The 22,184-nt window shown below is 43.0% G+C and carries 16 protein-coding genes and 1 tRNA gene; 7 read left to right on the top strand and 10 right to left on the bottom strand.

Translation table 11 applies throughout. The annotated features are described in order from the left end of the window. Positions 1-59: 59 nt before the first annotated feature. Genes FKN05_RS01800 through yceD form a run of 4 tightly spaced genes read right to left on the bottom strand, consistent with a single transcriptional unit; the run spans position 60 to position 2,777 of the window. Positions 60-1,010, bottom strand: a complete 951-nt coding sequence (locus FKN05_RS01800; RefSeq protein ID WP_170886724.1) for a beta-ketoacyl-ACP synthase III — start codon at positions 1,008-1,010, stop codon at positions 60-62. A 5-nt stretch (positions 1,011-1,015) separates the two neighbouring features. Continuing rightward, positions 1,016-2,041 carry a phosphate acyltransferase PlsX gene (plsX, locus tag FKN05_RS01795; RefSeq protein ID WP_099610161.1) on the bottom strand — a complete coding sequence of 342 codons (1,026 nt, stop codon included), beginning with the start codon at positions 2,039-2,041 and terminating at the stop codon, positions 1,016-1,018. A 9-nt stretch (positions 2,042-2,050) separates the two neighbouring features. Further along, positions 2,051-2,221, bottom strand: coding sequence for a 50S ribosomal protein L32 (gene rpmF / locus FKN05_RS01790; RefSeq protein WP_021019534.1), 171 nt, complete (start codon positions 2,219-2,221; stop codon positions 2,051-2,053). Positions 2,222-2,252: 31 nt separating this feature from the next. Next, positions 2,253-2,777 (bottom strand): 23S rRNA accumulation protein YceD, encoded by a 525-nt coding sequence (gene yceD, locus FKN05_RS01785; protein WP_099610160.1) that lies wholly within the window; start codon positions 2,775-2,777, stop codon positions 2,253-2,255. A gap of 212 nt (positions 2,778-2,989) precedes the next feature. Between yceD and FKN05_RS01780 the strand changes: the two genes are divergently transcribed. Further along, on the top strand, positions 2,990-3,571 hold the full coding sequence (locus tag FKN05_RS01780; RefSeq protein WP_161427999.1) for a Maf family protein: 582 nt from the start codon (positions 2,990-2,992) through the stop codon (positions 3,569-3,571). A gap of 19 nt (positions 3,572-3,590) precedes the next feature. Here the strand turns inward: FKN05_RS01780 and rluC are convergent, their stop codons facing one another. Continuing rightward, the gene (rluC, locus tag FKN05_RS01775; protein WP_170886722.1) at positions 3,591-4,541 is read right to left on the bottom strand and encodes a 23S rRNA pseudouridine(955/2504/2580) synthase RluC; all 951 of its coding nucleotides are present in this window, start codon (positions 4,539-4,541) and stop codon (positions 3,591-3,593) included. 613 nt (positions 4,542-5,154) lie between these two features. Here rluC and rne point away from each other — a divergent pair. After that, the gene (gene rne, locus FKN05_RS01770) at positions 5,155-8,220 is read left to right on the top strand and encodes a ribonuclease E (protein ID WP_170886720.1); all 3,066 of its coding nucleotides are present in this window, start codon (positions 5,155-5,157) and stop codon (positions 8,218-8,220) included. A gap of 702 nt (positions 8,221-8,922) precedes the next feature. Here the strand turns inward: rne and adhE are convergent. Then, positions 8,923-11,595, bottom strand: coding sequence for a bifunctional acetaldehyde-CoA/alcohol dehydrogenase (gene adhE / locus FKN05_RS01765; protein ID WP_099611351.1), 2,673 nt, complete (start codon positions 11,593-11,595; stop codon positions 8,923-8,925). 628 nt (positions 11,596-12,223) lie between these two features. Here adhE and FKN05_RS01760 point away from each other — a divergent pair. Next, complete coding sequence (locus tag FKN05_RS01760; protein WP_161427245.1) at positions 12,224-12,859, top strand: YchE family NAAT transporter; 636 nt, start codon at positions 12,224-12,226, stop codon at positions 12,857-12,859. Positions 12,860-12,960: 101 nt separating this feature from the next. Here FKN05_RS01760 and asd read toward each other — a convergent pair whose 3' ends face one another. Then, positions 12,961-14,073, bottom strand: coding sequence for an aspartate-semialdehyde dehydrogenase (gene asd, locus FKN05_RS01755; RefSeq protein WP_170886718.1), 1,113 nt, complete (start codon positions 14,071-14,073; stop codon positions 12,961-12,963). Between the two features lie 423 nt (positions 14,074-14,496). On the opposite strand from asd, the gene nhaC reads away from it, so the two are divergent. Beyond that, the gene (nhaC, locus tag FKN05_RS01750) at positions 14,497-15,939 is read left to right on the top strand and encodes a Na+/H+ antiporter NhaC (RefSeq protein ID WP_170886716.1); all 1,443 of its coding nucleotides are present in this window, start codon (positions 14,497-14,499) and stop codon (positions 15,937-15,939) included. Between the two features lie 62 nt (positions 15,940-16,001). Here nhaC and yejK read toward each other — a convergent pair whose 3' ends face one another. Continuing rightward, a complete protein-coding gene (yejK, locus tag FKN05_RS01745) occupies positions 16,002-17,009 on the bottom strand; it encodes a nucleoid-associated protein YejK (protein ID WP_099611352.1) in 1,008 nt (335 codons plus the stop codon). A gap of 84 nt (positions 17,010-17,093) precedes the next feature. Between yejK and FKN05_RS01740 the strand changes: the two genes are divergently transcribed. From FKN05_RS01740 to FKN05_RS01730, 3 genes are all read left to right on the top strand, one after another. Further along, the gene (locus tag FKN05_RS01740; RefSeq protein WP_099611353.1) at positions 17,094-17,309 is read left to right on the top strand and encodes a YejL family protein; all 216 of its coding nucleotides are present in this window, start codon (positions 17,094-17,096) and stop codon (positions 17,307-17,309) included. A gap of 34 nt (positions 17,310-17,343) precedes the next feature. Beyond that, on the top strand, positions 17,344-19,143 hold the full coding sequence (locus FKN05_RS01735) for a DUF3413 domain-containing protein (protein WP_170886714.1): 1,800 nt from the start codon (positions 17,344-17,346) through the stop codon (positions 19,141-19,143). A gap of 62 nt (positions 19,144-19,205) precedes the next feature. Beyond that, positions 19,206-19,282 (top strand) — tRNA-Pro (locus FKN05_RS01730). Between the two features lie 149 nt (positions 19,283-19,431). Here FKN05_RS01730 and betA read toward each other — a convergent pair. Together betA and FKN05_RS01720 are read right to left on the bottom strand one after the other, a co-directional pair. Next, entirely contained in the window at positions 19,432-21,093 is a 1,662-nt protein-coding gene (betA, locus tag FKN05_RS01725; RefSeq protein ID WP_099611355.1) for a choline dehydrogenase, read from the bottom strand. 59 nt (positions 21,094-21,152) lie between these two features. Then, positions 21,153-21,890, bottom strand: a complete 738-nt coding sequence (locus FKN05_RS01720; RefSeq protein ID WP_099611356.1) for a FadR/GntR family transcriptional regulator — start codon at positions 21,888-21,890, stop codon at positions 21,153-21,155. Between the last annotated feature and the right edge of the window lie 294 nt (positions 21,891-22,184).

Here is a 22,184-nt window from a genome sequence, read left to right as displayed (position 1 = left end):
TTAATAATGAATAAGGAGTCATAACACTCCTTAAAACTAAATAAATCACTGAATGAGGTTCAAAAACGTACTAACGCTGAGCCCCAAGTAAAACCTCCACCAAAGGCTTCAAGCAATAACAGATGACCTCGTTGAATTCGTCCATCACGAACAGCCTCATCAAGTGCCGTTGGAACCGTTGCGGCAGAAGTATTACCATGACGATCTAAAGTGATAACGACCTGATCAAGAGACATAGACAGTTTTTTGGCTGTCGCTGAAATAATACGATAATTAGCCTGATGGGGAACAAGCCAATCCAACTGTGACTTGTGCATATTATTGGCTGCTAACGTGTCTTTCACCAATTTTGACAGTTGCGTCACCGCAACTTTAAAGACTTCGTTACCGGCCATATACAGCCATTTGTCGGGATTACCACCGCGTTCAGGCACTTCAAGGCTCAATAAATCACCAAATGCGCCATCGGCATTGATATGCGTCGATAAAATACCGGGCTCTTCACTGGCTCCAATCACAACCGCACCGGCTGCATCACCAAATAAGATGATCGTTGAACGATCGGTCGGATCACAGGTTTTTGATAATGCATCGGCACCAATCACAAGCACATGCCGACACATACCGGACTTAATATGTTGATCAGCAACCGATAAACCATACATAAAGCCTGAACATGCCGCAGCCAAGTCAAAAGCCGGACAGCCTTTAATCTGCAATTTCGCTTGTACCTGACAAGCGGAAGAAGGAAAGCTATGGCTACCACTGGTGGTTGCAACAATAATGAGATCTATCGCATTTTTATCAATACCTGCCATTTCAATGGCATTTTCGGCGGCATAAAAAGCCATATCTGCCACCGTTTCGTTTTCAGCAGCAATACGACGTTCACGAATACCAGTGCGAGTGACAATCCACTCATCACTGGTTTCTACCATTTTCTCTAGATCTGCGTTGGTACGCACCTGAGTTGGCAGGTAGCTGCCTGTACCTAAAATTTTGCTATACATGAAGACTAATAATGCCTCTCGAGTAAAACCGCTTCCAAACGATCGCTGATGCGGCTAGGGACCTGTCGTTTTACCTCATGAACCGCTTCACCTATCGCGTTGACGACTGCGGATACATCAGCACTTCCGTGACTTTTGATCACAATGCCGCGTAATCCTAGCAAACTTGCGCCGTTATACTGGTCGGGGTTCAAGGTTTTTAATTCATTAAATAAATCTGAAAATAGTTTTCTTGCTAGCCAACCCTTTATGGATGAGGCTAAAAATCGAGTTTTTAGCTTATCAATAAAGAGTTGTGCTGTTCCTTCACACGTTTTTAAACACACATTACCCACAAAACCGTCGCATACCACGACATCAGCAGCATCGACTAATAGCTGATTCCCTTCAATATAACCAATGAAATTCACGGCCTGTGTTTGCTTTAACATTTGTGCGCACTGTTTGACAAGATCATTGCCTTTTATTTCCTCTGCGCCAATATTTAAAATGGCCACACGAGGTGGACGATGCAAGTGTTGTTCAGCCAATGCAGCTCCCATCACCGCAAACTGAAAGAGAGAATCGGCATCACTCGACACATTTGCCCCAAGATCAAGCAACCAGGTTTTTTTGCCTGATGCTGTCGGTAAAGCGGAAACAAGCGCCGGTCTATCAATGCCCGGTAAAAGCTTGAGACGAAAACGTGACAATGCCATTAATGCTCCAGTATTGCCAGCACTCACGCAAGCATCGGCGCAACCTTGAGCAACACAATCAATAGCCAGCCCCATAGAGCTACCTTGGCTATTACGCAATGCCAATGAAGGTTTTTCTGAGTTAGAGATCATTCGGTCACTATGCACCACACTCAAACGAGCATCGGGTTCGTAACCTAGCCAAGATAAGTATTGGTTAATCGTTGTTTGATCACCAACAAGAATCACTTTTAGCTCTGGGAAATGCGACAGTGCCTGCACGGCGGCAGGCACTGTAACGCGAGGACCGAAATCCCCGCCCATTGCATCAAGTGCAACGGTTAATTTTTGCAAAGGTCAACCTTACTTGTTGATAACCTTTTTGCCACGGTAGTAACCGTCAGCAGTCACGTTGTGACGTAGGTGAGTTTCACCTGAAGTCGCGTCTACAGAAAGAGCAGCTGTAGTTAGTGCATCGTGTGAACGACGCATGCCACGCTTAGAACGTGTTTTACGGTTTTGTTGTACGGCCATGGACCCTACTCCTATGTTAATGCTTAAAGATTTACTTCTTTAAACTTTTTAAAACATCGAATGGATTCGGCTTTTCTTCCAACACTTCTTCTGGAAGTTCACCAAACACCAAATTGTCTGATTTAACGCTACAATCCGCTTCATCATGCATCGCAACTTGGGGCAAATTTAAGATGAACTCGTCTTCAACTAACTGAATGAGATCTACCTCGCCGTACTCATTAAGATCTACCAAATCATATTCGTCCGGGGCATCTTGTTCGCTTTTCTCACTATAGTAGGGAGTATAAGTAAACTCGACTTCGCACTCATGTGCGAATAACTCATTACAGCGTTGACACTCTAAATCAACTGCGATGTTAGCTTTACCAGAGATAACAACCAGTTGCTGTTCATCCATCCCAAATGACAATGAGACGTGAGCGTCGCGTTTTACGCCTGCGACTGACTCTTCTAAACGCTTTAAAAGACTCTGTTGGATGATACCATCGTAATCAAGTCGTTTTTGAGCAGCTTTAGCCGGGTCAACCGTTCGCGGTATTTTTACCTTTTGCATAGGGCGCGAATATTATCTTCCAAAATAGTTTTAGTCAAAGGAAAAGGCAAAAAAGTTGCTTTTCCCACTCTTATTTATCGTTATTGTATGGCAACGCAATACCTTAATGGGTAAGACTAACCGCCTCACTCTTGAAACAAGTGTGCTCTGCTTGAGATAGTACCAAAAGATCCGATATGCTACCCACAAAGCCGCGACAATTGTAAATTAAAATGCAGAATTACCAACTAGTTTTAGCGTCAACCTCACCGTATCGTCAGCAATTGCTGGAAAAACTCGCTATTCCGTTTATCACCACACAACCCAATTGTGATGAAACCCCATTGAACAATGAAGAGCCAGAACAATTAGTTACTCGCTTAGCAACCAATAAAGCGCTCTCCTGCTCGCTTGACAAACCCAGCTTGGTGATAGGATCCGATCAAGTTTGCGTGATTGATGGAAAAATCGTGGGAAAGCCCCACCATCGAGAACAGGCCATTGAGCAACTACTCAACCAGAGTGGACGAGCCATCACTTTTTATACTGGGCTTGCGCTATACAACTCACTCACCCGAAATACTCAGGTGATCGTCGACACCTATACGGTTCATTTTCGTAGGCTAACCCATGAAGTAGCCGCTCGTTATGTCGACATAGAGCAGCCCTTTTACTGCGCTGGAAGTTTTAAAAGCGAAGGTCTAGGCATTGCTCTTTTCGAACGATTAGAAGGAGACGACCCCAACTCATTGGTTGGTTTACCTTTAATAAAATTGGTGACACTCCTTGCCAATGAAGGCGTATCGGTTTTATAGCGCAATCAGCTCGCGCCGACTAATTTAGTCGGCGCATTTTATCAAGTGCTTGCTGTAATTGAGCCTCTAACGGAGCGTGTATCTCCATTTTCTCCCCTGTCGCAGGATGCAAAAATAAAATATGTGCTGCGTGTAAAAATAACCGATTGATACCAAATTGAGCCGCATAAGCATCAAAACGGCGATCACCATAGCGGTCATCCCATGCGATGGGATGACCAACATATTGAGTATGTACTCGAATCTGATGGGTTCGTCCAGTAATAGGGCTTGCTTGGATTAACGTCGCTTGGGGAAATTTCTCTATAATTCTAAATCTGGTCTCTGAAGGCTTTCCTACTGGATTTACCCGCACAATACTATTGACTTCATTTTTTAATAAAGGTGCATTCACTACTTTATGCTTTGTCTGCCACTCTCCCATGACTAAGGCATAGTAATATTTCTGTACCGTTTTCTCTCGAAACTGACTCTGTAACTGACGTAGTGCTGAACGCTTTTTGGCCACTAATAGAATTCCGGACGTATCTCGATCAATGCGATGAACTAACTCCAGAAAACGAGCCTGTGGGCGTAATGCCCGTAAGGCTTCTATCGCGCCAAACTTTAGTCCACTCCCCCCATGGACAGCCGTACCTGATGGCTTATTTAATATCAATAGGTGCTCATCTTCATAAAGAATACAGTCTTCTAATTCAGCGACCCGGTTTAGCTTGGTACTTAGCGCGGCGTTCGTTTGCTCTTTTATCTCCACTGTGACAGGTGGAATCCGTACCACATCCCCTGCGGCGAGTTTATATTCGGCTTTGATACGCTTTTTATTCACTCGTACCTCACCTTTACGTAATATTCGATAAATTACGCTTTTCGGTATATTTTTTAATTGGTTACGTAAGAAGTTATCTATACGTTGACCTGCCATGTCATCGTCGATGTCGACAAATTGGACTTCAGTTCTCATTTCGTTCATGTGGGCATTTTAACGGTAATTTATGGAAAATCACGCTTTTCTTAACTAAGGAAAATAACTTGGTTGTCACCAATTCCAAACTAATTTGTTGAAAATAGCAGCAAGTCTCATTTATACGCGATTAATAAAGGTTTGCGTTATTGATAAAAATACAATTTCAACCGTTGGATTATGCTCCCTTACCGAGAAAACTGTGACATTTTTATCCAGCGTATGAAAAATTTAAGCGCTTTCTGATAATGCTGATTGCTGAGTTTACCAGTCACTGCTATAGTTCATGGCTGCAACGAGTCAAAAGGTTAAGCTTGATGTTTTATCTTTTTATTCGCAGCAAATTTGTGAGTAGTTCCGCTAAACATCAGTATGCAGCACGTGGCGTAAGACATCACTGATGAAAGCTTCTTGTTGCCCTACTCCTCGTCTTTTCATGTTGAGTACTCTCCGCCACTATGCGGATCACAGGCAATCGTATGCTTGTGATGACTGATGTGCCCTCAGAGCATCCCCTCCAGCCGGGAGGCTGTAACCAATAGCCATGGGATCTGGCACCATGAAAACGAAAAAAAGCAGCAAGAATAATAATCAAAACGAAGAAAATACAACGAGATTTTAAATGAAAAGAATGTTAATTAACGCAACTCAAAAAGAAGAGTTGCGTGTCGCCTTGGTCGATGGCCAGCGACTGTTCGATCTAGATATCGAAAGTCCTGGACATGAATCTAAAAAAGCTAATATTTACAAAGGACGCATTACCCGCATTGAACCGAGTCTAGAAGCCGCATTTGTTGACTACGGTGCCGAAAGACACGGATTCCTCCCCCTCAAAGAAATCGCCCGCGAATATTTTCCAGAAGGTTATAGCTATCAAGGCCGTCCAAGCATTAAAGAAGTGCTAAAAGAAGGTCAAGAAGTCATCGTCCAAGTGGAAAAAGAAGAACGTGGTAGCAAAGGGGCCGCATTAACGACTTTTATTTCTCTTGCTGGTAGCTACTTAGTGCTAATGCCGAATAACCCTCGTGCTGGCGGAATATCTCGTCGTATCGAAGGTGATGAGCGCACGGAACTAAAGGCCGCTCTCAGCACACTAGTCTTACCACAAGGTATGGGGCTTATCGTCCGTACTGCTGGCGTTGGCAAAAGTGCCGAAGAGTTAGAATGGGATTTAAATGTCCTATTAAACCACTGGAGCGCGATTAAGCAAGCTTCTGAGTCTAATCCGGCTCCTTTCTTAATTCACCAAGAAAGTAACGTCATTGTCCGTGCAATTCGCGACTACCTCCGTCGTGATATTGGTGAAATTCTTATCGACAGCAACACCATCTATGAACGTGCATTAGAGCATATTCGTTTGGTTCGTCCGGACTTCGTCAATCGGGTGAAAAAATACGAAGGGGATGTACCACTATTTAGTCATTTCCAAATTGAAAGCCAAATTGAATCGGCCTTCCAACGTGAAGTTCGCTTACCTTCTGGCGGCTCTATTGTCATTGACCCAACAGAAGCACTAACCTCGATTGACATCAACTCCGCCCGAGCAACCAAAGGCGGTGATATCGAAGAAACGGCATTGAACACCAACTTAGAAGCCGCGGATGAAATTGCTCGTCAGCTCCGTCTACGAGATCTAGGAGGCTTAGTTGTTATCGACTTTATCGATATGACACCTGTACGCCACCAGCGTGAAGTAGAAAATCGCTTACGTGAAGCGGTTCGCCTAGATCGCGCTCGTGTGCAAATTGGCCGTATTTCTCGCTTTGGCTTATTGGAAATGTCGCGTCAACGCTTAAGTCCATCGTTAGCAGAGGCCAGCCACCATATTTGTCCTCGCTGCTCTGGTACTGGGGTTATTCGTGATAATGAATCACTGGCACTTTCTGTATTACGTCTGATTGAAGAAGAAGCTTTAAAAGATAATACCTCTCAAGTTCTAGCGGTTGTCCCCGTTTCTATCGCTTCCTACTTACTCAATGAGAAACGTCGTTCAGTAAACCATATTGAACGTAATCAAGCAGTGAAAATTACCATTGTTCCTAACTCTGATATGGAAACGCCTCACTTTGAAGTGATTCGTGTCCGTGAAGGTGAAGAACAAGAGATGCTTTCTTATTTAGTGCCTAAAAAGCTCGAACAACTGAAAGAAGCGGAAAGCAAAGAAGCTGCAGAAGTAGACGTTAAACCTAAACGTTTAGAAGAGCCTGTATTAAAAGGATTTGCAGCACCGGCGCAAACCGCTCCTGCCCCTCAACCCAAAACAGAGCAAGCCAAGGCCCTCACTGAGCAACCGACTAAACCTGGATTAATCAGTCGGGTATTAAGTGCATTATCAGGGCTATTTAGCCATGAGCCTACGGCACCTAAAGAAGATGAAACGCCAGCGAAACCGGAGCAAGAGAAGCCTTCTCAAGCTCGTCGTGAACGCAATGATCGCCGCCGTAACCCTCGAGATAAGAACCAACGACGTAAAGCGAATAACGAAGAAACCAACAGCAGTAAAAATAAAGCTGATAAAGAAAACGCCCCTCGCAAGGCACAGCAAGAGCGCAAACCCAAACAAGAACGTAGTGAGCAACCACGTCGTAATAAACGTGACAATGCACAGACGACAAAATTGCAAGAGCAAGGGCGTCAACTTGCTGAAGAGGCGTTGAAAGATACCGCAGTTCAACCAGAAACGGTTACTCAATCTGAAGTCAAAGAGTCAAAACCGGCTGTCATTAAAGAACGTCGTCAACGTCGTAAGTTGGAAAAATCAATTCGAGTGGTAAAAGATAATCCGGTATCAGCCATAGATAATGAAGCCAAACCGACCACCGCTGCTGTCAATACACCTGAGTCCAAACCGGTTGAACAAGATCCAGCGATTGATACACTAGCTTCTGAAATATTGCCAAATGCCAATCATGGTAATGAAGGCAAAGAAGAACAAAAACAGCGTCGTAACCGTCGTTCACCTCGTCACCTACGTGCCAGTGGTCAACGTCGCCGTCGTGGTCGTGATCGTCGCCCAAATCCATTCCGCTTACGTAAAGGTGGGGTCGCTTCTCCTGAAATGGCTATGGGGAAAGTAATGCCTCGCTATGATTTAGCTAAGCCTAATCGTGAACAAAACCAGACACCACTAGTTACGACCGATGTCTCACCTCAAGCGACAGTAGAGCAAACGCCCTTACTCGGCGGCTTTGCTTGTCCAGAAATGGCCATGGGTAAAGTTATTCTGCGTCGGGAACCGACTACAGAGCTTACACAAAACGCAGAAGATCAGTCATTGATCGTCGCTAATGCTCAACCCATTGCTGAATCTATCGATACTGAAAGTCAACATAGTGAAAATAATGAGTTAGTCATTAATGCTGAGTCGGTTAAGTCAGTAGAGCCGATAAGCTTAGATGTTGAGACAACACCAGTGACTCCTACGGAAGAAGTAGAAGACGCACCTGAAAGTGATCTGCTACCAGAGGAAGCTCCTATCGTGATTAATGAGCCTAAGGCTAAAACGGTTAAACGCAAAGCAGGACATGCGTTTGCGCCGATGGCTAAAGCGCCAGGCACTCATGATCTGAAGGAAATATCTGTCATCGCAGCGCCGTTACGCGATGATCGCTATCAGCCTAAAGGTGCCGGTAGTCAGGCCGCAAAAAATCAAGCAAGTGCTGAGATGGCAAAACCTCAGTCTTTCTAAGGTCAGGTTAAACCGCCCAAGGCTGCCAACAATGGCAGCCTTTTTTATGTTTCAACAACACTATCGCTCATAATCAAAAGCTTAAACTATCCAGTCAGCATCCTGAGAATAAGTCCTCTATCCTCCATCCTCAATCAGGATGATGAAGCCTCTAATTATCTAGCCAACACGATGACATCGACAGCTTTAAACCAACGTATCAACTTATTGATGGAGCACCAATAACCAATTTTGTAATCTATCTTGCTAAGGCTGTATAAAAACGAAAATATATCGCTCTGATACCCAAACGACTTGAAGTTGCAGCTAGGCGGCAAGTGAGTGACAAATTTGTCTGGAACAAATTTGAACAGCCGTAGGCTGCCCTTTGGTGAGAGCCACGGATGGCTCTCATCATCCCCATGAGCATAGACAAACGATGTGATTGAGATAAACGAACGTAGCCTACATCGCTGCAGCTTCAAGTCGGAAGGGTATAGTGATTGAGAATCTACGGATGGTCGCTATCCTCTGATAAGCAGGAATAGGTAGGATTGAGGAAGAAAGAGCACACGAAAACAATCGACTAGTAGGATGCACGAATAAACATCATAAAAAAATTAGATTATCTTTCATTAAGCAAAAAGCCCTTCTGTTTTAGAGAAGGGCTTTTATATTTCATGAAGACATCTCGTGCTAGCGAAAACGTCTCACGAACTCAGCTTACTTTTTCTTTGCTGGTTTTTGGTCTTCTTTTTTCTTGATGACGGTTGTTCCTTCGAACGTTTCGCCTTCAACAAATGGTTTACCGTAGTACGCAGCAAGAAGAACATCTTTTAGCTCAGAAATCAGTGGGTAACGAGGGTTTGCACCAGTACATTGATCATCGAACGCTTCGACAGAAAGTTCGTCAACTTTTGCAAGGAAATCAGCCTCATTTACGCCTGCTGCTTGGATAGATAACGGAATATCTAGCTCTTTCTTCAACTCTTCTAACCAAGTCAATAAACGTTCAATTTTCTGAGCGGTGCGATCACCCGCTTGGCTCAAGCCTAGGTGGTCAGCCACTTCAGCGTAACGACGGCGTGCTTGTGGACGGTCGTATTGAGAGAACGCAGTTTGTTTGGTTGGGTTATCATTCGCGTTGTAGCGCACAACGTTAGAGATAAGCAATGCGTTCGCAAGACCATGTGGTATATGGAACTCTGCACCAATTTTATGGGCCATAGAGTGACATACACCTAAGAAAGCGTTTGCAAATGCTACACCTGCAATTGTCGCTGCGTTATGTACTTTTTCACGAGCAATTGGGTCTGCTGCGCCATTCTTATAGCTTGAAGGTAAGTACTCTTTTAGCATTTTCAAAGCTTGAAGTGCTTGGCCATCAGAGTATTCGTTAGCCAGAACAGAGACATAAGCTTCTAGAGCGTGAGTCACCGCATCATAACCACCAAATGCAGTAAGAGACTTAGGCATGTTCATAACAAGGTTCGCATCCACGATAGCCATGTTAGGTGTTAGCTCGTAATCAGCCAGTGGGTATTTCGCCCCAGTTGTATCGTCTGTCACAACTGCAAATGGGGTTACTTCTGAACCTGTACCGGAAGTGGTCGTGATACAGACCAATTCTGCTTTCTGACCCATTTTAGGGAACTTGTAAATACGTTTACGGATATCCATAAAGCGCATAGCAAGCTCTTCAAAATGCGTTTCTGGGTGCTCGTACATTACCCACATAATTTTTGCTGCATCCATTGGTGAACCACCACCAAGTGCAAGGATAACGTCTGGTTGGAAGCTCATCATCGCATCAGCACCTTTCTTGACAACAGACAGCGTTGGATCCGCTTCTACATCAAAGAAAGTTTGCACCTCCATGCCTTGTGCTTTTAGCAAGCTAACCACATCGTCTGCATAGCCGTTATTGAATAAGAAACGGTCAGTAACGAGGAAGGCGCGTTTTTTACCTTCTAGATCACCAAGGGCAATAGGAAGGCTTCCACGACGGAAGTAGATAGATTTTGGAAGTTTATGCCACAACATGTTTTCAGCTCGCTTAGCCACTGTTTTCTTGTTGATTAAGTGCTTAGGACCGACGTTTTCAGAGATAGAGTTACCCCCCCAAGAACCACAGCCAAGCGTCAAAGAAGGTGCAACGTTAAAGTTGTATAGATCACCAATACCACCGTGAGTCGTTGGGATGTTAACAAGAATACGTGCTGTTTTTAGACGATCACCGAAGTAACGGATACGCTCTGCATTCACGTCTTGGTTTGTATATAGGCCAGAAGTATGACCAATACCACCGATTTCAACCATTTTCACAGCCTGGTCGACTGCATTTTCAAATGAAGAAGCACGGAACATACCCAATGTTGGAGACAGTTTTTCATGAGCGAATTCGTCATCATAAGAAACCTCGCCAATACCTTCACCGACTAAGATCTTAGTATCAGCAGGTACTTTCACTCCCGCCATTTCGGCGATTGCAGTGGCAGGCTGACCCACAATTTTTGCATTCAATGCGCCATTAATTAGCAATACTTTACGGACTTTATCAGCATCTGCTTTACTTAAAACGTGAGCTTTATGTGTGGCAAAGCGCTCTTTCACTTCGTCATACACTTCATCCATTACAATAACAGCTTGCTCAGAGGCACAAACCACACCGTTATCGAACGTTTTAGACATTAAAATAGAAGCCACAGCACGTTTGATATCAGCAGTTTCATCAATAACAACAGGTACGTTACCCGCCCCAACACCAATTGCAGGCTTACCTGAAGAGTAAGCCGCTTTAACCATGCCAGGGCCACCAGTCGCAAGGATAAGTGCGATACCATCATGCTTCATCAATGCATTAGATAATTCAACTGAAGGCTCATCAATCCAACCGATAATATCTTTTGGCGCACCAGCTGCTACAGCGGCATCAAGCACCAATTTCGCCGCAGCGTTGGTTGAATTTTTTGCACGTGGGTGTGGTGAGAAGATGATACCGTTACGAGTCTTCAACGAAATAAGAGATTTAAAGATAGCGGTAGACGTTGGGTTGGTGGTAGGAACAATACCGCAGATAATACCAACTGGCTCTGCAATTGTCATGGTTCCAAGATTGTCGTCTTCTTCAAGAATGCCGCAGGTTTTTTCGTCTTTGTATTTATTGTAAATAAACTCTGACGCAAAGTGGTTTTTGATAACTTTATCTTCCACAATCCCCATGCCAGATTCCGCGACAGCTTGTTGCGCTAGTGGAATACGAGCTTGGTTTGCGGCTAGTGATGCAGCGCGGAAAATTTTGTCAACTTGCTCTTGAGAGAAAGTGGCAAATTCTGCTTGTGCTGCTTTAACGCGAGCAACGAGAGCATCAAGTTCAGCCAAATTAGTAACAGGCATAGTGAATCTCCTAAAAATAGAAAAATGTTAAAAACTCTTTATTAAATCGATAACCTGATGCTTTTCTATGGTCTTCATAACCTACTGAATCAGAGACTTAGTAAATAGCTTTCACGACTGAGTATAATATTTCACTGTTTGAAAAAAATTGACTCAGATCAGTTATCAAAAAGTAATTACGAGTTTAGGGGGAATACCGTGAAAAAACAACAGATAACACAATGAATTAAAAGAAAAACAAAACCAAGAAATAAGTATCCCAAAAACAAAGTTTACGCATCAAAAAACTAAAAAAACTACAACAATCTGTAAAAAAGTTTCATTTTTAAACAACACCCTCATTTGTGACCAACATTTCATGTGCTACTTACCAGTATATAAACGCAAGCTTAACTCTCCACTGTTGTCACTATTTTTTCGCTAAAGTGTGCTAACGTTAACAAACTTTCCACACCAGCTCACCCATTAGCTATCAATTGCAACAATTTATTTGCATTATTCTTTAACGATTAGTTTTCTTAATCATGAGCAAACCAATACGATAGTTTTTTTCATTCGTGATTTTGCGCAGATTAGCATACATTACGCGCGCTTTATTATCTTCTTATGATCGCCAAGAGAACCTTTCATGTATCTTGAACTTGCTATTTTTCTTCAATTCTTTTTAGGCTTGGTTGCTGCCGTTAATCCAGTCGGCATTATGCCGGTGTTTGTCTCCTTAACCAGCCATATGACTGCGGAAGAAAAAAACAAAACCGCGGCGACCGCCAATATAGCAGTAGCCGTGATTTTGATTACGGCCCTACTCGGTGGACAAGTCCTGTTGGATATGTTTAGCATTTCGCTCGATTCCTTCAGAGTCGCGGGAGGCTTGTTATTGATCAGCATTGCATTCTCAATGATGAGCGGGAAACTGGGGGAAGATAAACAAAATAAACAAGAAAAATCGGCGCATATCAGCCGGGAACAAATCGGAATCGTGCCTATTGCGATGCCTTTAATGGCGGGCCCTGGTGCCATTAGCTCAACCATTGTTTACAGCGCACGCTATCCAGGCATATTAGACACGGCTGGCATTGCATTAACCATTGCCGTTTTCAGTCTCAGCTCTTGGTTACTATTTCGCTCAGCACCTTATATTATACGCATCCTTGGGCAAACCGGCATCAACGTGATCACCCGGATTATGGGGCTAATTTTAGCAGCATTGGGCGTGGAGTTCATAGCCAACGGTTTGCGCAGCCTTTTCCCTGGCCTCGCTTAGATACCGATTATTCATTATCACATAGTTACAAATTAAGACACGGTTACAAATTAAGAAAGCGCCCAATGCGCTTTCTTAATAATCATTCAACATAGCGGAAATCATTTTTCAGCGAGGATAATTCGCAACGTTCGACGCAATGGCTCGGCTGCTCCCCACAAAAGCTGGTCTCCTACCGTAAAGGCATTGAGAAAATCATCCCCCATCGACATTTTACGTAAACGCCCGACAGGGACAGAAAGCGTCCCCGTCACTTTCGCTGGGCTCAGTTCACGCGCAGTAATATCACGCTCATTTGGAATCACTTTAACCCAGTCGTTATGTGAAGCGATCATCTCTTCAATTTCATCGAGAGGGACATTTTGTTTTAACTTGATAGTTAACGCTTGAGAGTGACAACGCATGGCTCCAATACGAACACACGTTCCATCAATTGGAATGGGTGAATCCTGCAAGCCTAAAATTTTATTGGCTTCAACACCAGCTTTCCACTCTTCTTTGCTCTGTCCATTCTCACGCTTCACATCAATCCATGGGATGAGTGAGCCAGCCAAAGGCACGCCGAAGTTGTCGGTTGGGAACGATGAGGAACGCATCGTTTCCGAGACTTTTTGGTCGATATCCAAAATTGAACTCGCAGGATTTGCAAGCTCTGAGCTAACTGAATCATTTATCACGCCCATTTGTGAAATCAGTTCACGCATGTTTTGTGCGCCAGCTCCAGATGCAGCTTGATAAGTCATGGCACTGGTCCATTCAACCAACCCTTTCTCAAATAAGCCTCCAAGCCCCATTAACATCAAACTAACCGTACAATTACCGCCAACAAAGGTGTTCGTTCCCTGATGGATACTTTGTTGAATTTGGTTAAAGTTGACAGGATCTAAGGTGATGATAGCTTCAGGATCCATGCGTAACGTTGATGCAGCATCAATCCAATAACCTTTCCATCCGGCTTGTCGAAGTGCCGGATAAACTTTTTCTGTATATCCACCACCTTGGCAAGTAATTACGGCATCTAACTGCTTCAAACTGTCGATATCAAACGCATCTTGTAACACGCCTGCATCTTTACCAAAATTAGGCGCAGCAATGCCAATTTGTGATGTACTGTAAAATACCGGCTCGATGAGATCGAAGTCTTTTTCTTCCACCATACGCTGCATCAGTACTGAACCGACCATGCCACGCCAACCCACTAAACCTACTCTCATTACACTAACTCTCCGTGTGTTCAAATAAAAAAACTGCCACCCACATCTATAAGTGGTTCAATCTAAAATCTCAACATTTGATTACGTTAATTTGAGACTTTATTTTCTATCTACTGTGCTTTAACACTGTTTTAAGTTCAACCCCCTAATAAAGCTTATCTTTTCTTTTTTTAGGATTTATTAATTAAAAGTTTACTTAATTATTGAAATTCAGTTACACGAAAACACCACACTACAAACTTTTTTATTTCATTAAATTTGCCAAACAGCAACATTTAAGCCTACAAAACAACCACTTTATCGATATAAATCACAACAGTTATCATTGAATTCGATATATTATTCCTTTTAATGTAAAGTCTATTCGAACTGATAAGGACGCCCAATCTCCTTAGTATTATCATCGAACACGAGGTTCTAAACATGACACAGGCCCCACCACGCTTACCCAGTTTGCTGCAAGTGATTGTTGCACTGGGTCTGTTTTTATTATTGGCTTTTTCGTTTACGGCTAAGTTTGATTTGCCCATCCAACTCGCCCTTTATATTGGCTGGTTTATTATTATGGTGCTCGGTATTCGTCTTGGTCACCAATACAAAGCATTAGAAAAAGCCGCCTTGAATGGCATTTCCAATGGATTAGGCGCTGTATTGATTCTTCTTGCGGTTGGTGCTCTTGTTGGTACTTGGATCGCTGGCGGGATTGTTCCAACCATCATTTATTATGGATTAAAAGCCATTCATCCATCGATTTTCTTACTTGCCACCATGATTATTTGTTCTCTCACCGCGTTAGCAACCGGAACCTCTTGGGGAGCGGCTGGAACCGCTGGGATCGCCATGATGGGAATTGGGCAAGGGCTCGGCGTTCCCGCCCCCGTGACGGCTGGTGCTGTTTTATCTGGATGTTACTTTGGCGACAAAATGTCACCTTTGTCCGATTCGGTTATTCTCGCTTCATCAATGTCTAACGTTGAAGTGGTGGAACACATTAAAGGCATGTTGCCAATCGCGTTAATTAGCTACATTATCACCGGAATCATGTTTACCTTATTTGGGTTTCATTATGCGGGTAATGTCGATATGTCGCAGGTCCAATCCGTTATCAATGCGATGGAAACACAATTTTATATCACGCCTTACTCTTTTATTCCGGTGTTGATTGTTTTGGGCCTTCTCGCTATGCGTATGCCATCTTTCCCTGTCATTAGCTTTGGGTCACTGCTTGGCATTATCTGGGCGATAATGATTCAAGATGTCGAATTTCTTCCTGCATTTAATACAGCATGGGCACCATTTAGCATTTCTTCTGGCGTTGACTTCATTGACTCAATCTTAAATCGTGGGGGTATGTCATCCATGCTCGGATCGGTGGCTGTGATTATTTTTGGCCTTGGCTTTGGTGGCTTGCTTGATAAAGTCGGCGTGTTAGAAACCATTGCCAAACTATTTGAACGTCGCGTGACAAATAGTGGTTCACTAGCAACCAGCACCATTGGTACTGCATTTATGGGTAACATCTTTGGGTCAGCAATGTATGTCTCGCTGATTCTTACCCCTAAAATCTGTGCCAAAAACTATGACCGTTTAGGCTATCAACGTAAAAATTTATCCCGCAATGCTGAATTTGGCGGCACGCTCACTTCCGGTATGGTGCCATGGAGTGACAATGGTATTTATATGGCTAGCATCTTAGGGGTGGCGACGCTCTCTTACGCACCGTTTATGTGGCTTAGCTTTGTTTGTATTGCCGTGACCATTTTCACTTCATATATGGGATGGTTTGTTGACAAATGTGAACCAAGCGTAACAGCCAATACCGAGAATACGGACGAAGCAGCCGAGTTACAACGTCAATCGATCTAATCTTAAACTCACCAAGATCAAAAAGGAGCGTTTCCGCTCCTTTTTCTGCGTGGTATGACCGATTATGACTGACTTTTTCTCGTTAATTGTTCACGTAAATTGGGAGGAGTCCCTTTGATGGTCAACGTATCCGTTTCTGGATCGTAAAAAACTCGCTCTCCCATTAATAAACTATCAAAACTAATATTAAGCCCGCCCCCCGCGCCTACATACTTGGTCAGTTTTCTGACCGCAGAGCGATCGCCAGGAAAACTTTCTTCTAACTCATAACCGTGTTCACGAGTAAATTCAAAAAAGCTCGTTCCATCTTGGCTTGATGGTAATTCCCCCGAAAGTTCTTTGACCTGAACTTCATCCCCCGATTTAATTTGATCATTACAGTAGTCGTAAACTTGTTTTTTATAACTGATCGCCTCTTCTTTTTCTAATTTAGCATCGGTACAAAAATCTTCCACGGCTTGCATAAGCACTAAATTTTGTTGCTTGGGATCCAATCCGATCTCTGCTTGTAAGAAATCCAAGAAAAAATCTGACACTTTACGCCCCACCCGACCTTTAATGTAGGAAAGATAGCGATTAGAATCCTTATCCGTTTCAAAACTAGACAGATCAATCCTTGCTGCTATGTCCATTTTGCTAATGTCTAAGTAATCTGTGGCGCTAATATCTAACCCCTCAGTCACCTTTAAGCTTTGGTTAAGTGGCAATAAACCGATAAATAAAAAGTGCGTCGCTAACGATTGATATTCTGCAAACACAAGAATACCTTCATCGGCGAATGGGTATTTGATCAACTCATTTTTTAGTTTCTGAGCACTCATTTGAGAAAACGTATAAAAATCTTGCTCACCTTTGCGCAAAGCGTTTAACCAACCTAGGACATCACTGTCGGATTTAAACGACCCAAACCCCTTCCCGGCTTTCGCGTTAAAAACGCGATGCAGCTCAGCGACTAGTTTTTCGGTCGCGGTATCGTTATCAAGCGATTGAGTCCGGTAATTAACCATTAACTCATCGTTATCGTTTTTACATAATTGATGCAAAATGACATTAGAAAGGTGCAAACTCATAGTGAAATAATCGTCGTACTGGTTTCAGTTGTAAGGCATAGTAGGTTATCATAAGCCGCTTTTACTATCATCTATAGAGTCTTTATGCCAATTACATCGAAATACAGTGACGAACAAGTTGAAACGATCCTGACCGAAATCGCGGCCGTGCTTGATAAACATCATGCGTCTCCAGAACTCACGCTGATGATCGCTGGTAACATTGCTACCAATGTACTCAATCATGATGTAGCCAGTTCCCAACGTAAAGCCATTGCAGAGAAGTTTGCTCAGGCATTAACTTCATCTTTACAAGATTAATTTCATTCACAACACTGGATAACTAGAAAAACCCATGGTAGATAGCGGAAACACATACGGCGAGCGAGTATCACGTTTAGTAAGCTGGGGGCACTGGTTTGCTTTCTTTAATATTATTGCAGCCATGCTTATCGGTACGCGTTATATTACTCAGACACCATGGCCAGACACGCTGTTAGGGCAATTTTATCTCGTCTTTTCTTGGGTGGGACACTTTGGTTTTTTAGTCTTTGCGCTTTATTTACTCGTTCTTTTTCCGCTTACTTTTGTTATTCCATCACGGACATTATTCCGTTTTTCTGCGGTCTGTTTTGCTACATTAGGTTTAACCGCTCTTTTAATTGATACGCAAACCTATCAAACCATTAATTTACATCTCACCCCGGTTGTATGGGAACTATTGTTCAGCGATGAAAGCAGTATTAGTACCGATCTACAGCACTTGTTTGTCGTTCTACCTTTGATCTTTTTACTACAACTGGCGTTATCTGAGTGGGTATGGCGAAAACAACGCAAGCTTTCTCATAAACGCATTGGACGACCTTTAGCAGCGGTGTTTTTTGTTAGCTTTATCACCAGCCATATCATTTATGTTTGGTCGGATGCTTATTTCTATGCCCCCGTTACCAGTCAAAAATCCAACTTTCCCCTCTCCTACCCCATGACAGCCAAATCCTTTATGGAAAAGCATGGCTTATTAGATAGAGATGAATACTTAAAGCGGCTAGAAGAGAATAAAAACAACGTTGATTTAGTCAATTATCCGTTGGAAAAAATTGAATTTGGCCGCAGAGCGAACCATCTAAACATCGTCATTGCTAGTGTGGATAACCTACGTGCTGATGTTGTGACGCCGCAATTAATGCCAAATACTTATCGGTTTGCCAGTCATGCACTGACTTTTAATAATCATTTTAGTTCTAGCAATGATATGTATGGCATGTTTGGTTTGTTCTATGGCTTACCAAGCAGCTACGCCAGCAGTATTAAGGTTCAAGGTGCATTACCCATTTTGGTTAATACCCTGCAAGAGCAGAAATATCAGTTTGGCTTATTCAGTAGCGATAACTTTTCAGATCCTCTATTCCAAGAAACCGTCTTTCGTGGGTTACCGCTTACCAAGTTATCTTTTGAGGCCGATATCAGTCATGATCAACAAACGATTCTACGCTGGGCGCAGTGGGCTCAAGAACAAAATTCACCTTGGATGAGTTTTATAGAACTGACTACTGTTAGTCAATTTAATAGTATGGCCAGCAATAATGAGAAATCAAACACGACCGAGAGACTTCGTCACAGCTATTACGAATCGGTGACGCAAGCCGATCACGAATTAGCCCAATTATTTGCTCAGTTAAACGAGTTGCAGCTACTCGATAACACCATTGTGGTCATCACCTCTAACCACGGTACAGAATTTAATGAAACCAAAACCAATAGCTGGGGAGCGAACAGTAATTACAGCCGCTACCAATTGCAGGTTCCAATGATTATCTACTGGCCGGGCAAAGTCCCTACCACATTTACTCATCAAACCAGCCATTTAGACTTCTCGGTCACTTTATTACAAGATTTACTAGGGGTATCTTCCAACCCAAGTGACTTTAGCAGTGGCAAAAATTTATTTAATGAAAACCGACGACGTTGGATACTCGCTGGTGACTCACGCGAGTTAGCACTTATTACTGACCAGCATACAACCGTAATAGATAAATTTGGTAATTTTAAGCTGTATGATGAAAACTATCAGCGATTAACCGATCAAAATCCGACGCTACCTATTTTGATGCAAGGGCTAACCGAATTGCAGCGTTTTTATTCAAAAGATAATTAAATCATAACTTTAAGCTTTTTTCGGCTTGACGATGACAATAAAAATAAGTACATTACGCCCATCGGACTGTAGCGCAGCTTGGTAGCGCACCGTCATGGGGTGTCGGGGGTCGGAGGTTCAAATCCTCTCAGTCCGACCATACACCTAAAAAAAGAGAGCTTCGGCTCTCTTTTTTTTATCAGAGGGATAAATAATCACTCTTGTAACCGTGAAATCATCCCCCTCCCTAAATAAAAAGCTAGTAGTACAGAGAGGGAAAAGACTTAGGCCCGATTAGGATAAGTTTTATTATGCTGCGGTATGCTTTTTCTGGGTGTGTTGATAAAACTCAACCTCCATTGCTGGTTCAGTATAATTACCTAGAATTATATCTGCTGCTTTTTCTGCTACCATCATGGTGGGAGCATAAAGGTTGCCATTGGTTATTGCCGGGAAGATAGAGGCATCAACCACGCGCAGGTTTTTAACACCATGAACATTAAGCTCAGCGTCCACTACAGCCATATCGTCATAACCCATTTTACAGGTACAACTTGGATGATACGCACTTTCGCCATCTCGGGAAACAAAATCCAGAATTTCCTCATCAGTTTGAACTGAAGGTCCCGGAGCTAACTCCTCACCACGCAGATGATCGAAAGCGGGCTGTTCAATAATGTTTCTGGTGCAACGAATCGCTTCAACCCACTCCTTGCGTTCTTGCTCTGTTGACAGGTAGTTAAACAGAATAGCGGGCTTCTGATCCGGATCGTTTGACTTTATTTTAACATGCCCGCGAACATCAGTATTCATCGGTCCAACGTGTAGTTGAAAACCATGCCCATCCCGCGGTGCGCTTCCATCATAACGAATTGCCAGTGGAAGGAAGTGATATTGCAGATTCGGATAAGCGACTTCATCATTACTACGTATAAACCCACCAGCTTCAAAATGGTTTGTCGCGGCGTCCCCCTTACGTCGGAACAACCAGTCGAAGCCTATTTTAGGCTGGTTATACCATTTTAGTGCAGGATAAAGACTAACAGGTTCTTTACAAGTGTACTGAACATAGAGTTCAAGATGATCCTGAAGGTTCTCGCCAACGCCAGGCAAATGATGAACAGGGTTGATTCCTAACGCGCTAAGCTCTTCCTCATTGCCTATACCAGAAAGTTGTAAAAGCTTAGGTGAGTTAATGGCCCCCCCACATGAGATAATCTCCTTCCCGTAAACCGTGCGGGCTTTCTTACGGCGTTTGAACTCGACACCGATTGCAGTTTTACCATCAAATAGGATACGGCTAGCTGTTGCACCCGTTAGTACAGTCAGGTTTTTACGATGCTTTACCGGATGCAGATAAGCACGGGCAGCACTTAATCGACGGCCGCGATATATGTTTTGGTCAAATGCAGAGAAGCCTTCCTGCTGATAGCCATTAACATCATCGGTTAACGGGTAACCCGCTTCCTGTGCTGCTTTAAAAAATGCATCAAACAGTGGGTTATTACAAGCAGCAGTTGAAATAGCAAGCGGACCGTTGTCACCGTGATATTTATCGGCCCCTTTTAGGCGGGTTTCAAATTTCCGGAAGTAAGGTAAGCAGTGCTTGTAGTCCCAGTTTTCCAGACCTTTTTCACGACCCCATTTTTCATAATCCATTGCGTTTCCGCGAATATAGATCATACCATTAATACAACTACTACCACCAAGTACCTTACCTCTTGGTTGAGCAATTTTACGGTTGTGCATATGTGGCTCAGGCTCTGATTCATAAAGCCAGTTATACGTACTATCTGTTAGCAAGTAAGTTAGTGCTGCTGGCATATGAATACGGAAGTCAAACCGATAATCCGGGCGACCCGCCTCTAATACCAATACTTTATTTTCAGGATTTGCACTCAATCTGTTTGCTAATACGCAACCAGCCGAACCCCCACCCACGATTATATAATCGAAAGTCTTCTTTGCCATTTAATTACCTCTTATTTTTCTGTGCCGGTATTTGTCTGTTTCCGGTTTAAAATGAATTCTTATCTAGAGCTTCGGTCTAAACACTCTTGTAACAATAAGTAGTGTTGGCTAATCGACGCCTGCAGCTTAAGTGGTTCTTTATCGATTATTTTTTCCGCTGTATAACGCCAGTTTTTTACTGTTTTCTTCAAAAAATCACGATCGGAATAAAGATTGTTATCGTAAGAACCAAAACCCTGCTGCATCGCATGCATCACCCACTCAAAAACGTTGTTGTTCGCCATTTCAGCCAACAACAAGTTGAGTTTTCGGTCTGTTTCTGCAAGGTCACAAAAGTTCAGAGGCTCTTGAGCGCTGGATAGCTCCAAACGGTCAATTAGCTCCAACATACGCTTTTTCTGTTCTTGAGTTGCACGTAACATAGCTAACAGTGCAATGCTCTGGTCTATACTTTCCCTAAACTCTGCAATTTCATTAGCACCAATGCGTTTTTGCTTAAGAAACAAGGCAAGTGATTCGCTGATATTAGAAACGTCTATTTGTTTGATAAATGCCCCACCTTTGGGGCCTTTACGTATTTCAATCAGTCCCTTTTGTTTCAAAGCTCTAATCGCTTCCCTGATAACACCCCGCCCGGTTTCAAACTGAACTTGTAACTCCCTTTCGCTTGGAAGGCAGTCTCCAGGAAGTAATGTTTCATTTAGGATTCTAGACTCAATTTGAAGAGCGATATCCTCACTTGCCCGCCCAATCTGAGCTGGCGTAAACAAACGTTCTACTGTCGATTTTTTTGTCACTTTGTTACCTATATCGTTTGCCGTGAGCTTATTGGTACTACCAATAGGCTAACAATAAAGCTAGCTATCTTTCAAGTTGGCTAATTTTCATAAACTTTTTAAATTATTGGTACTACCTTAATTGATTGGCGTATTTAACTTATTGATCTTTATTGGATTATGCCACCCAAAAGCCATCAAAACGAAAGGTTTGTCCGCTAATGATTTAATGGGTAAACTTTACAGAAAATATTAATTAAACCATTAAAAAACAATAATTTGAAAGTTTTTTGATTTCTTTTTAATTTATTTGAG

This window comes from Vibrio sp. 1-1(7), from assembly GCF_013048485.1.
GTDB classification, from domain to species: domain Bacteria; phylum Pseudomonadota; class Gammaproteobacteria; order Enterobacterales; family Vibrionaceae; genus Vibrio; species Vibrio fujianensis.
Note: the sequence above shows the minus strand (reverse complement) of the source record. Positions and strands in the feature narration are given on the sequence as shown.

Coding starts and splice junctions, on each gene's coding strand:
- FKN05_RS01735 (WP_170886714.1), top strand. CDS start 17,344: ATGGTAGATAGCGGAAACACATACGGCGAGCGAGTATCACGTTTAGTA.
- asd (WP_170886718.1), bottom strand. CDS start 14,073: ATGAGAGTAGGTTTAGTGGGTTGGCGTGGCATGGTCGGTTCAGTACTG.
- rne (WP_170886720.1), top strand. CDS start 5,155: ATGAAAAGAATGTTAATTAACGCAACTCAAAAAGAAGAGTTGCGTGTC.
- betA (WP_099611355.1), bottom strand. CDS start 21,093: ATGGCAAAGAAGACTTTCGATTATATAATCGTGGGTGGGGGTTCGGCT.
- rpmF (WP_021019534.1), bottom strand. CDS start 2,221: ATGGCCGTACAACAAAACCGTAAAACACGTTCTAAGCGTGGCATGCGT.
- FKN05_RS01800 (WP_170886724.1), bottom strand. CDS start 1,010: ATGTATAGCAAAATTTTAGGTACAGGCAGCTACCTGCCAACTCAGGTG.
- adhE (WP_099611351.1), bottom strand. CDS start 11,595: ATGCCTGTTACTAATTTGGCTGAACTTGATGCTCTCGTTGCTCGCGTT.
- rluC (WP_170886722.1), bottom strand. CDS start 4,541: ATGAACGAAATGAGAACTGAAGTCCAATTTGTCGACATCGACGATGAC.
- FKN05_RS01760 (WP_161427245.1), top strand. CDS start 12,224: ATGTATCTTGAACTTGCTATTTTTCTTCAATTCTTTTTAGGCTTGGTT.
- yceD (WP_099610160.1), bottom strand. CDS start 2,777: ATGCAAAAGGTAAAAATACCGCGAACGGTTGACCCGGCTAAAGCTGCT.
- FKN05_RS01780 (WP_161427999.1), top strand. CDS start 2,990: ATGCAGAATTACCAACTAGTTTTAGCGTCAACCTCACCGTATCGTCAG.
- yejK (WP_099611352.1), bottom strand. CDS start 17,009: ATGAGTTTGCACCTTTCTAATGTCATTTTGCATCAATTATGTAAAAAC.
- FKN05_RS01740 (WP_099611353.1), top strand. CDS start 17,094: ATGCCAATTACATCGAAATACAGTGACGAACAAGTTGAAACGATCCTG.
- nhaC (WP_170886716.1), top strand. CDS start 14,497: ATGACACAGGCCCCACCACGCTTACCCAGTTTGCTGCAAGTGATTGTT.